This is a genomic window from Flagellimonas pacifica (assembly GCF_900215465.1).
GTDB lineage: Bacteria > Bacteroidota > Bacteroidia > Flavobacteriales > Flavobacteriaceae > Flagellimonas > Flagellimonas pacifica.
In genome coordinates this window covers 107,360-119,152 of record NZ_OBEH01000001.1, presented here as the reverse complement: position 1 = coordinate 119,152, position 11,793 = coordinate 107,360, and the positions used below count along the sequence as shown (strand labels likewise).

The window sequence follows — 11,793 nt, the reverse complement described above, 5'->3', positions numbered from 1 at the left end:
TTATACTTTAGTTTGTTTGGTTTGGGGATGCAGGCGTGTATCCCCTTTTTTTGTTTATCGGAGCGAGTTTACATAAACAATTTATGAAATATTTAACCATATGGACATGTCCTAGCCAATAGCTTTGCAAAGCTAATTCACACCAACACATGCGAAAGCTAATTATCTCGGCCGTACTTGGAGGCCTTATTATCTTTGGATCTCTATATTTTGCCGGACTCATTGCCGGAAGTAAGAAAAATAGGAGACCAGAACCACAGAAGGTCGTAAAAACTGTATTTGTTGATACAGTGCAAAATGGCATAGTTCCCATTGTGGTGCCAGCCAATGGAAACTTGAAAGCTAAAAGAAGGGTAGAGTTGTTTTCTGAAGTTCAAGGAGTTTTTAGGTCTGGTAGTAAATTGTTCAGAACAGGGCAAGAATATGGTGCAGGACAAACCTTGATTCGAATTGATGCCAACGAATATTATGCTAGTGTTCAATCCGCAAAAAGTAACTTATACAATCTACTGACCTCCATTATGCCAGATTTGCGATTGGATTATCCAGAGATTTATCCCAAATGGCAAACGTATTTAAACAGCTTCGATTTAAACAAAACAACCCCTAAATTACCAGAGATGTCATCCGAAAAAGAAAAATTCTTCATTTCGGGTAGAGGGGTAATATCCAATTATTACAACGTGAAGAATTTGGAGCAGCGTTTGTCCAAATATAACATTGCAGCCCCTTTTAAAGGTGTTCTTACAGATGCTCTGGTAACCGAGGGAACTTTAATAAGAGTTGGTCAGAAGCTTGGGGAGTTCATCAACACGGGAGTATACGAATTGGAGGTTTCGGTGAGCAAAACCTATGGTGATTTTTTAAAAGTTGGAAAGAAAGTGGAGCTTTCCAATATGGATAAAACCAAAAAATATTTAGGAAAAGTTGCCCGGGTAAATGGTAGGGTAGACCAAACTTCACAAACCATAACGGTTTTTATTGAGGTCAGCGATCAAAATCTAAAAGAAGGCCAATATTTAGAAGCCAATCTAGAGGCTAGGGAAGAACCAAATGCCATAGAGATAGATCGCTCCTTGTTGTTGGAGAACAATCAAATTTTTGTGGTGCGGGACTCCATTTTGGACTTGATCGATGTGAACCCGGTTTATTTCTCCAATAAAAAAGTGGTATTAAAAAATGTGCCCAATAAGGAAGTTATCGTGACAAGGGCATTGACAGGAGCTTATGCGGGAATGCTGGTAAAAGTATTCGATAGTAGCAACACCAAAAGAACCAAGTCGTGAAAAAGGTAATCTCCTATTTTATTAAATACCATGTGGCTGTGAATGTGATTATCATCGCATTCCTAATATTTGGACTTGTAGGTGCTTTTTCATTAAAATCATCGTTTTTTCCACTGGTTGGGTCAAAAAATGTATTGATCAATATTACGTATCCAGGAGCATCACCTCAAGAAGTTGAAGAAGGAATTGTTCTCAAAATTGAAGATAACCTAAAAGGTTTACAGGGAGTGGAACGGGTCACTTCAACCTCAAGGGAGAACAGTGGTTCCATCAATGTGGAGATTGAAAAGGGGAGGGACATTGATTTTATGCTGTTGGAGGTTAAAAATGCTGTAGATAGGGTACCTACCTTCCCAACGGGGATGGAACCTTTAGTGGTTTCAAAATTGGAGCCGGTTAGACCTACAATCAGTTTTGCCGTAAGTGGTGATAATATCCCTTTAGTGACCTTAAAACAGATAGGTCGCCAAATAGAAAACGACCTGAGAGCAATTGATGGAATCTCACAGATAGAGATTTCCGGATATCCAGATGAAGAAATTGAAATTGCCGTTGATGAGAACAGTCTTTTGGCCTATAACATTTCATTTAATGAGGTGGCCCAAGCCGTATCCAATGCCAATATATTGGTTACAGGTGGAAACATAAAGACAGACTCGGAAGAATATCTGATTAGGGCAAATAACCGTTCATACTACGGGGATGAACTTTCCAATGTAGTGGTCAGGGCAGATGCAACAGGTAAGGCCATCCGGTTGAAGGATGTTGCAAAAATCAGAGATCGTTTCTCAGAGACTCCAAATGCATCCTATTATGATGAGGAGCTGTCCGTTAATATAACCGTTACAAGTACCAATACTGAAGATTTGATTGGTTCTGCCGAAAAGGTCAAAGAATACATCAAGGAGTTCAACCAAAAGTACACCAATGTACAATTGGATGTGGTCAGGGATTTATCCAAAACATTAACACAGCGTACTGACCTGCTCACAGAGAATGCTGTGGTGGGGATGATTTTAGTGCTCATTTTTCTCTCCCTCTTCCTAAATACCAGATTGGCATTTTGGGTAGCTTTTGGATTGCCCATTGCATTTTTGGGAATGTTTGTTTTTGCACCCATGTTCAATGTCACCATCAATGTACTATCCTTGTTTGGGATGATCATTGTAATAGGGATTTTGGTGGATGACGGAATTGTGATTGCCGAAAACATTTATCAACACTATGAAAAAGGGAAAACCCCAATACGTGCTGCCATAGATGGGACAATGGAGGTTATGCCTCCAATTCTTTCGGCAATTATTACTACAATATTGGCATTTTCCATTTTCTTGTTCTTAGATGGTAGGATAGGGGATTTCTTTGGGGAAGTGTCCATAATTGTAATGTTGACTTTGATTGTTTCGTTGGTAGAGGCACTGATTATTTTACCTGCTCACTTAGCACATTCAAAGGCATTGCAACCACAAAAAAAAGGACCAAAATCTAGCATAGGACAGGCTTTTGCCAAACTAAGGGTCATTAATAAAATGGGAGATCAGGCCATGGCCTGGATGCGTGACAAATGGTACAGTCCGGCATTACGCTTTGCACTGGACTATAAACTGCTGACCTTTGCACTCTTCTTCATGGCTTTGGTATTGACTTTTGGGTCTATTGGAGGAGGTATCATAAGAACTTCATTTTTTCCTAGAATAGCCAGTGATAGAATTGCTGTGGAGCTTTTAATGCCAAATGGCACCAATGAAAAGGTTACCGATTCCATTATCAGTGTAATTCAGGATAAGGCAAAAATCGTCAATCAAGAATTGACCGATGAATATTTGCAGGGTACGGGTAAAGTGTTGTTTGAAAATATGCTGAAAAATGTGGGCCCGGGCTCATCGGCAGCAACCTTGGTCATTAATTTATTGCCAGGGGAAGAACGCCCAGATGAGATCAGGGCAGATATGGTTACCGGAAGATTACGTGAATTGGTAGGGCCCGTAATTGGAGTGGAAAGCTTGATTTATGGTTCTGGAGGAAACTTTGGAGGTGATCCTGTTTCGGTATCCCTGTTGGGAAGCAATATTGATGAATTAAAGGCAGCAAAGACTGAATTAAAAACCGCAATGCTGAACAATGCATTGTTAAAGGATGTTGCGGACAATGATCCCGCTGGAATTAAAGAGATACGATTGCAGTTAAAGGAAAATGCATATTTATTAGGTCTTGATTTACGTAGTGTGATGAATCAGGTAAGAGCTGGTTTTTTTGGTGCTCAGGCACAACGTTTTCAACGTGGACAGGATGAAATTAGGGTTTGGGTTAGATATGATCGTGAAAATAGGTCCTCAATCACAGATTTGGACGATATGCGAATTGTAGCTCCCAGCGGAGAACGGATACCCCTTAAAGAGATTGCCACGTATTCCATTGAGCGCGGGGATGTGGCCATAAATCATTTGGATGGTCGTAGGGAGATTCAAGTATCTTCAGATTTGACCGACCCGCAAACTACAAGTGGGACTGATGCAATGACATGGATAAAAGACGAAGTAATGCCCGAAATTCAATCCAAGTACGCCTCAATAACCCCATCTTACGAAGGTCAAAACAGGGAGGCGAACAAACTTTTGGATTCCTTGACCTTTGTTGGTCTAACAGTACTGTTCTTAATTTATGTGACCATTGCTTTTACCTTCCGAAGTTTTAGTCAACCATTACTTTTGATATTGTTGGTGCCATTTAGTTTAACTGCGGTGGCATGGGGACATTGGTTGCATGGCTTTTCCATCAACATCCTTTCTATGTTGGGTATCATTGCCTTAATAGGGATCATGGTCAATGATGGATTAGTCTTGATTGGTAAGTTTAATATAAACCTCAGGAATGGGCTAAGCTTTAATGATGCACTGTATGAAGCGGGCCGTTCTCGTTTTAGGGCAATATTCTTAACCTCGATTACAACAATTGCAGGTTTGGCTCCCTTGCTTTTAGAAAAAAGCAGACAGGCCCAATTTTTAAAACCAATGGCTATTTCCATTGCCTATGGAATTGGGTTTGCTACTGTTCTTACACTGTTGATGCTGCCGTTGTTTCTTTCGTTTGGAAACAATGTAAAAGTATGGGCCAAAACATTATGGACCGGAGAAAAAACCACCAAAGAAGAAGTGGAACGAGCTATAAAGGAGCAAAACGAAGAACAGCATATGATGGAAGAAGGTGCGTATCAACTTAATGGAAGCGCAACGCCCTTAGAACCCAAAGATGATACTTCAAAAGTTTTAGAAGGAACAACAGAATGAAAAGTATACTGTATACACTACCCTTTTTTTTATTGGCTTTTATAAACACTGGGCAAGGTCAGGAGAAAATGCTTGCCAAAGATGAAGCCATAACTTTGGCCTTGGAAAACAATTTGGGCATTAAAGTGGCCAAAAACACCAAGAAAATAGACGAAAACAATGCCAATATTTTAAATTCTGGGTATTTGCCAACTATTACCGCTAATGCAGGAGGGAGTATAGATCAACAAAATACGGAAGGACAATTGGCCAGTGGCGAAACAAGAACAGCTGATGGAGCAGAGACAAGGCGTTACAATGCTGCCGTGAATGTGAATTACACCCTTTTTGATGGTTTGAACAGGCATTATAGTTACAAAAGTTTTCAAGAACGTTCCCAACAATCAGAGCTGGAGGTGCGCCAGACTATAGAGAATACCATTTTACAGTTATTCACGGTGTATTATGAGGTTGCCCGATTAACGGAGAATACCAAAAACTTGGAACAAGCACTTGAAATTTCAAAGGATAGACTAAAAAGAGCGAATTATCAATTTGAATACGGTCAAAATACCGGATTGGATGTGTTGAATGCTGAGGTTGATATCAATACCGATAGTATCAACCTATTAAACTCCAGACAACAGTTACGCAACACCATGCGAGATTTAAACCTTATCCTGAATCAAGATTTGTCTTCACAGTTTGTTGCGGACACTACGGTCAATTTTGTTCCAGGACTTCAAATGGAGAATATGCACAATGATGCAAAATCCAATAACATTAGATTACAGCTGGTTGAAAAGGACATCAACATCTCCCGATACAATGTAAAAGCTGCAAAAAGCGTGTTTTTACCAATAATTGGTCTAACTGGCACTTATGGGTGGAACGAATCTAACAACAACAGTCCTCTGGCTTTTTTAATTCAGAACACATCAACCGGCATAACAGGATCTGTTAACCTATCATGGAGCCTTTTTGATGGAGGTAGAGGAATTACTGGGGTAAAAAACACCAAAATTGGCTATGAAAACCAAGAGCTATTAAAAAAACAGATAGCATTGGAAGTGGAACGCGACATTAGAAATGCGTGGGATAGCTATACCAATGCGCTGTATGTTTTAGAGGTGCAAGAAAAAAATTTACAGACCAATCAGAACAATTTTAACCGCACGGATGAACGTTATAAATTAGGGCAAGTGACCTCCATTGAATTTAGACAGGCCCAATTGAACTTGTTAAATGCCGAATTGGCCCAAAGCCAGGCCAAATACAGCGCCAAGCTGGCCGAACTGCAAATGCTTCAAATTAGTGGTCAACTATTGAATGTTGATTTTTAATGGAATATGTACGAACATTTTTTTCAATGCCCGTATTGTTGGGAAGAAATTTCCTTTCTTTTGGACAGTTCTATTTCCAAACAGACTTATGTGGAGGATTGTGAGGTATGCTGTAACCCCATTGAGGCAACTGTAATCTTTGCAAACAATGAGCTGCTTCAATTTGAGGCAAAGAAGTTGGGGCAATAAAGAGATCTATAGTTTTAAAAATGGCTTTTAGAGCATCTTTTTTTTTCTAATCCGGAGGTTGCCGTAAGATTGTGCTCTTTCACGCCACTGGTCACACCTGTACTGAGCCCGTCGAAGTAGATTAGCGGTAGCGGTTTCTTTCTATCCTTGTTGCCTGAGCAAATTTATAATGTCTCTTAAAACGGAAACAACATGCTGTACCTTCTTACGATCAAAAGTGTCCTCCTCCAGGTAAAACAACATTTCAACGCCCGAATCTAGAATCATGGCTAACTCTTCAGGTGAACCGTAAGAATCTGACATGCGTTCTGCAAACGCTTTTAGCTCTATCCGCCTGTATCTGTTTTGGTTGGTCTGAAAATACTCCTTCATGGAACAAATGTAAACAATATGTTTATATAAGTTGTAATTTAAATGATGTAACGCATGAAGGGTTAAAAAAGCAGTTTTGTCATTTATAAAGAAACATTATGGCGAAACAGCAGCGTAACGGAAAAAAGAATTTGGATGCAAGAATTATGACAATTGCCAAGAAATTGGAAAAAATGAGGATTGATAAGGGATATTCCAGTTATGAGAACTTTGCCATTGAGTTTGGTATCTCCCGTATGCAATACTGGCGTATGGAAAAAGGCACCAACTTTACCTTTACCAGCTTGCTCAAAATACTGGATGCGCACGAAGTGGCACTCAGTGAATTTTTTGAAGATATTTCATGAACGATGGCATTTGATGAATTTATTCTATAAAAAACCACGGTGGTAATGCCGTGGTTTTTATTTCTGTGTACTCTTGCTCCATTCCACTAGTCATAGACTAGCGGTAGCGGGGATTAATGAAACAAAAGACGTTCTGGTCAAAGACTTGATTAAACAAATCAATTCAATTTCATGATTTCCCACTTATGAAACCACACCGCAAAAAACGCTTCTACATCCCCACTGAAAGGAATAACGGCTGTAAAGAAAAACAGCAGCTCAAAATGAACTGCTGTTGTTGGTTTTCAAGACCACTAGTTGGAAACTAGTGTTAACAAGGGTAACTATAAGTTTTCTCCATAACCCACTAGTCATTGCCTTGACTTTCATTCATTCTTTGTATAAATGAAGATTCAAATTTCTCTCTGGATATCCCATTGGAAAATAATTTTGATATCGTGTTTTTCGCAAAAATCTTAGAATATTCAATCTCTCCCTCAGTAGTAATTAACCTAAACCTATTGCTATAAAGACGCACTTCAAATGAGTTAACTGTATCCAACCTTTGATTTTTCAAAAAATAAAGTTCTCTTCCTGAAAAATAATAGTCTAAAGGTTGCCTAAAATCAAACACTTCTGGGACAAAGAAATGGACTTCTTTTCCATCGAAATATGCTTCTTGATATGAAAATTGATGGTCAATTGTATTTTTAGAAATATACCAATCTCCTTCCAGTGAATCCTTTTCTTGATTCTTATCAGTAGCACCACAATTGCTCAACACTCCAATTACAAAAAAGTACTTTAAGAAATTGTTACTTAAAGATTTAATCAAATTATTTTTGGAATGTCTTCTAATTCGTATCATGGGTTCTTTTTGCTTTAGATTAACTACTTCAGCTTGCTAGCGAAAGAAAGAAAGATGTTGCAGATTTCCTAAATCTGAACTGTTAAAATTGGCTGGATTAAATTTGGATGCAAAGTAGGCATCAAGATACCCGACCTTTTTTTTATTTAATTGGTTAGGCCTTGTGAACCTAAGAACTATCGCATTTAGCCTGTTTTGGTCACTATAGGTAAAGAAATTGTTGGTCGATTGAATTGGTTTTGTCTTAAACATCAATGATGAAACTTTGTCAGTTGCAAGAACTTTGCCCCAAACAACATCATCGATTTCAGGAGAATCAGCAAAGCTATTTCCAAATACCAATGAATTCAAATACGATAATTTTGCCGTACCATCATGCGGAGCCACGATAATTGGTTTACTCTCCATAAGATCTACACCCCTCTGCTGCCGCAAGATTGCATCTTGTGGCAATCATTTCATCAACATACCATACATCACAATCCAAACTTAGCTTAAAAAACCTATTTCATCAATCTCCAGAACAGTGTTCTCCCCAACAAAATTTCTGGCACTGCTATATTTCCAGTCTTCTGGGTTTGTCACAAACCCACTATGTATGGGATTTTTGTGGATGTAATCCACTTTTTGTTTAATTACCGAAGGGCTCCACAGCTCAATAGGTTTGTTGTGATGTTGCCAAAACTGATAGGTTTCCACATTCTTCTTTTCCTTGCCCGCTTTTTTGAACATTTTGAGCATCCATTCCTTTCTGCTCTCTCTTGGATTTTGCTTGATGGCCTTTATCACCGCTTTGGAAGTATGTTTTTTAAAATCCCGTAACAGCCCGGAAGGGTCATTGTTGGTAGAACGAAAAATGAGGTGTGCATGGCTGGGCATAAAGCAATAAGCGAACAATTCCATGCCTTTTTCTTTTCTGCAATGATCAATGCTGTTTGCCAATACCTCAAAATATTTTTGTCTTATAAAAACATCTATCCAATATACGGTTGCAAAAGAAACAAAATATACCCCTGCCGGGTTATGGAACTTATAATTTCTGCTCATGCCGAAAAGATAGTGGTTCCGTGTTTTGTTTTTAGGTTTGGATTGACCTATGACGGCTGCAGGTTTATCATTGTTGGTTTTTATATAATAAAACAAAGACCGCTGCAAGATTGTACCTTGTGGTAGCATTATATTTGCTACCGCGAGTTTATAACTCGTGGTATTCAAATTTACCAAAACAAAAAACCATGACCGTATTGTCATGGCTTTATCATTTTTATGACTGTTTACTCTTGCTCCATTCCACTAGTCACACCCGTACTGAGCCTGTCGAAGTAGGCTAGCGGTAGCGGTAGAGGATTCTTTCTATCCTTGTTGCCTGAGCAAACTTACAATGTCTCTTAAAACGGAAACAACATGCTGTACCTTTTTACGATCAAAAATGTCCTCCTCTAGATAAAACAACATTTCAACGCCCGAATCTAGAATCATGGCTAACTCTTCAGGTGAACCGTAAGAATCTGACATCCGTTCTGCAAACGCTTTTAGCTCTATCCGCCTGTATCTGTTTTGGTTGGTCTGAAAATACTCCTTCATGGAACAAATGTAAACAATATGTTTGTATAAGTGGTAATTTAAATGATGTAACGTATGAAAGGTTAAAAAAGCAGTTTTGTCATTTATAAAGAAACATTATGGCGAAACAGCAGCGTAACGGAAAAAAGAACTTGGATGCAAGAATTATGACAATTGCCAAGAAATTGGAAAAAATGAGGATTGATAAGGGATATTCCAGTTATGAGAACTTTGCCATTGAGTTTGGTATCTCCCGTATGCAATACTGGCGTATGGAAAAAGGCACGAACTTTACCTTTACCAGCTTGCTCAAAATACTGGATGCGCACGAAGTGGCACTCAGTGAATTTTTTGAAGATATTTCATGAACGATGGCATTTGATGAATTTATTCTATAAAAAACCACGGTGGTAATGCCGTGGTTTTTATTTCTGTGTACTCTTGCTCCATTCCACTAGTCATAGACTAGCGGTAGCGGGGGGATATTACTAAAATGTTTTCAATGAACGTTTTGAAAAAACAATGGAAATAACCAACTGACACAAAATTTTCAATAGTACAAGTTTAGTATAACAGTTATTTCTAGTACTCTAGATTTTTCGAGACGAAATCATTATTTCCATTACTCCATAAAAAAAGCAGCAGCTCATAATGAACTGCTGTTGTTGGTTGTATGCTAAGCCACTAGTTGCAATCTAGCGGTAGCGGAGGGTATGCCACTAGATATAATCTAGCGGTAGTTAGGAATTTATCATTTTATCGATTCAATAAGTATTATTATTAATAAAACAACTATAAACAATAACATTAATAAAAAAGGAATCACCAAATAAAACTTGCTAAGCGAAAGCTCTTTTTTGTTAGTTAAATAAATCCTAAGCAAAAGAAAAAAACTTATTAAGGAAGCTACAAAAGCTGGGATTGTTATTAATATCCCAATATAAAACGAAGCCCTTCTGTCAATGTCACTGTCACTATCAAATATTGAAGTTTGAATAATCTTTGCAGCAATAATAAGTAAAACACCGACAAGATTAACAATTGAATATCTTTTTATTTTTTCCATGATAAAATTAAATTATTCATATAATTATGACCATTTTCAATCGCTCTTTGGTCTGCATTGGAATCTAGTAATCCAACCCCAAAAATCACGTTGTTGATATGGGCACCAGTTTTTGCCTCAAATAAATTATAATGATTTGCCCGCATCCAAGCTCCCCAGATAAATTGACTGACATCTGCAAAGTTGTAAATCGTACTCTCTCCCCCGACTCTAAAAAAGGCTCCATTCCCTTCACTATAACCATCATACTCAGTATTATACATATTAAATTCACTTCTAAGTTGATTGAATCCAAAATCTGCCAAACCATGTGATTTCTTTGCGGTGTCTAAATATCCTAGTCCACTAGCCCTTTTCCAAATGCTCGTATTAATACCAGCTTTAAGGATAAATTTTGCTATCAACTTATTTTCGATATTAAAAAATAGTCTATCATTTTTTTGAACTCCGGATAACCATATTTTATCATATGCATCGTCATTAAAAAATAACTCATTGCCATTTTCGTCTAAAACTCTGTGCGGTTCATCATTCGGTATTACTTTTGTAACGATACCTTCTGAATTTACGATAATATCGTTTGGTGGTTTACTATTACTCCCATTTTCAGTTTCCCCAACGGCTCTTTCCCAATCCGTTGTTTCCTCACCAGTCCTCCTGTTAATATAGGTGCCTCCACCAAGATATTTCCAAGAATCGGCCCCACTTGGATCTGCCCAAAATACAGGGTTGTTGTCAAAAGCAGTGTATGTGGACGTAGAAAAGTGGGTAACTGGATCAATACTGGTCCATTTCGCAATTGAAGGGTCATATTGTCTCAAAGGCATTTCATACAAATTCAATCCCAACGATTCTTCAAATTCAACACCATTGTACTTCCACCGATTCGCCACACTGTTCCCCAGCGAAGAAGTCACCTCATTGTACCCTTTGTGCTTAAGGCCAAAGGGATAATAGTTTATGCGTTTTTTTTAATCAGACACCCATTTTTCAGTCGGTCAGCTCCAAAAATTTATTTAAAAGAACGTATTGTAAATATACTAATTGGTATCTATTCCGCACCAATAAAATCCAGTTTTTTGTCTGCAAAAACCCTCTGTATTTTATTGGTTTCCATTGCCACGATATGTTACATAAAACGGGTTATAATACAGTCGCTTAATCCTGACTTTACCAAAACTGTAAGTTATAACCAGTTTTATGTAAAATACTCCCATTCGCCTTTCTGCCAACGCTTTTGTTCACTCGGATAAATACTAACGCACTTCGTTTGTTTCATTTTAAAAGTCGTCGGAACTCGTCCGCATCAGCCAACAGCTTCCGCCAACTTTTAAAACGTTTTCACAGGAAGCAAACGTTTTAAAAAGATGAAGATTTAGGCGGTTGATTATTGAGCGCAAAGGCAATCTTCAGCTTTTTAAAATGATAGCCTAAATGGCGATTGAATGTCACGCTCCAATTGGTTTTTTCAGAATTTTTGTCGCAAAAAAATGCCTGTTTATAGGGCTTTCGAG

Annotated in this window: 13 protein-coding genes; 6 read left to right on the top strand and 7 right to left on the bottom strand. The window is 38.2% G+C overall.

Features of this window, described 5'->3' with window-relative positions; genetic code table 11:
• Positions 1–149: 149 nt before the first annotated feature.
• From CRO15_RS00515 to CRO15_RS00500, 4 genes are read left to right on the top strand one after another with little or no spacing between them, the layout of a single operon-like run.
• Positions 150–1,286, top strand: coding sequence for an efflux RND transporter periplasmic adaptor subunit (locus tag CRO15_RS00515; RefSeq protein ID WP_097043780.1), 1,137 nt, complete (start codon positions 150–152; stop codon positions 1,284–1,286).
• Positions 1,283–4,573 (top strand): efflux RND transporter permease subunit, encoded by a 3,291-nt coding sequence (locus CRO15_RS00510; protein WP_097043779.1) that lies wholly within the window; start codon positions 1,283–1,285, stop codon positions 4,571–4,573. Before CRO15_RS00515 ends, CRO15_RS00510 begins: the two co-directional genes overlap by 4 nt.
• Complete coding sequence (locus CRO15_RS00505) at positions 4,570–5,895, top strand: TolC family protein (RefSeq protein WP_097043778.1); 1,326 nt, start codon at positions 4,570–4,572, stop codon at positions 5,893–5,895. The genes CRO15_RS00510 and CRO15_RS00505 overlap by 4 nt, the downstream gene beginning before the upstream one ends.
• Before the next feature lie 6 nt (positions 5,896–5,901).
• Positions 5,902–6,084: a CPXCG motif-containing cysteine-rich protein gene (locus tag CRO15_RS00500; protein ID WP_097043777.1), complete on the top strand. Its 183-nt coding sequence runs from the start codon at positions 5,902–5,904 to the stop codon at positions 6,082–6,084.
• Between the two features lie 141 nt (positions 6,085–6,225).
• On the opposite strand, the gene CRO15_RS00495 is transcribed toward CRO15_RS00500, so the two are convergent.
• Positions 6,226–6,456 carry a hypothetical protein gene (locus tag CRO15_RS00495; protein WP_097043776.1) on the bottom strand — a complete coding sequence of 77 codons (231 nt, stop codon included), beginning with the start codon at positions 6,454–6,456 and terminating at the stop codon, positions 6,226–6,228.
• 98 nt (positions 6,457–6,554) lie between these two features.
• Here CRO15_RS00495 and CRO15_RS00490 point away from each other — a divergent pair, with 98 nt between their 5' ends.
• Positions 6,555–6,803, top strand: coding sequence for a helix-turn-helix domain-containing protein (locus CRO15_RS00490; protein WP_097043772.1), 249 nt, complete (start codon positions 6,555–6,557; stop codon positions 6,801–6,803).
• 346 nt (positions 6,804–7,149) lie between these two features.
• On the opposite strand, the gene CRO15_RS00485 is transcribed toward CRO15_RS00490, so the two are convergent.
• The 4 genes from CRO15_RS00485 to CRO15_RS00470 all read right to left on the bottom strand — a co-directional run bounded on the left by CRO15_RS00485 (position 7,150) and on the right by CRO15_RS00470 (position 9,234).
• A complete protein-coding gene (locus CRO15_RS00485; RefSeq protein ID WP_097043775.1) occupies positions 7,150–7,650 on the bottom strand; it encodes a hypothetical protein in 501 nt (166 codons plus the stop codon).
• A 36-nt stretch (positions 7,651–7,686) separates the two neighbouring features.
• Positions 7,687–8,085 carry a hypothetical protein gene (locus CRO15_RS00480; protein WP_133067186.1) on the bottom strand — a complete coding sequence of 133 codons (399 nt, stop codon included), beginning with the start codon at positions 8,083–8,085 and terminating at the stop codon, positions 7,687–7,689.
• 54 nt (positions 8,086–8,139) lie between these two features.
• Positions 8,140–8,697: an REP-associated tyrosine transposase gene (locus tag CRO15_RS00475; RefSeq protein ID WP_097044791.1), complete on the bottom strand. Its 558-nt coding sequence runs from the start codon at positions 8,695–8,697 to the stop codon at positions 8,140–8,142.
• A 306-nt stretch (positions 8,698–9,003) separates the two neighbouring features.
• Complete coding sequence (locus CRO15_RS00470; protein WP_097043773.1) at positions 9,004–9,234, bottom strand: hypothetical protein; 231 nt, start codon at positions 9,232–9,234, stop codon at positions 9,004–9,006.
• Positions 9,235–9,332: 98 nt separating this feature from the next.
• On the opposite strand from CRO15_RS00470, the gene CRO15_RS00465 reads away from it, so the two are divergent.
• On the top strand, positions 9,333–9,581 hold the full coding sequence (locus tag CRO15_RS00465; RefSeq protein WP_097043772.1) for a helix-turn-helix domain-containing protein: 249 nt from the start codon (positions 9,333–9,335) through the stop codon (positions 9,579–9,581).
• A 383-nt stretch (positions 9,582–9,964) separates the two neighbouring features.
• On the opposite strand, the gene CRO15_RS00460 is transcribed toward CRO15_RS00465, so the two are convergent.
• Positions 9,965–10,279 (bottom strand): hypothetical protein, encoded by a 315-nt coding sequence (locus CRO15_RS00460; RefSeq protein WP_097043771.1) that lies wholly within the window; start codon positions 10,277–10,279, stop codon positions 9,965–9,967.
• Positions 10,267–11,241 carry an RHS repeat-associated core domain-containing protein gene (locus CRO15_RS00455; protein WP_097043770.1) on the bottom strand — a complete coding sequence of 325 codons (975 nt, stop codon included), beginning with the start codon at positions 11,239–11,241 and terminating at the stop codon, positions 10,267–10,269. Before CRO15_RS00455 ends, CRO15_RS00460 begins: the two co-directional genes overlap by 13 nt.
• Between the last annotated feature and the right edge of the window lie 552 nt (positions 11,242–11,793).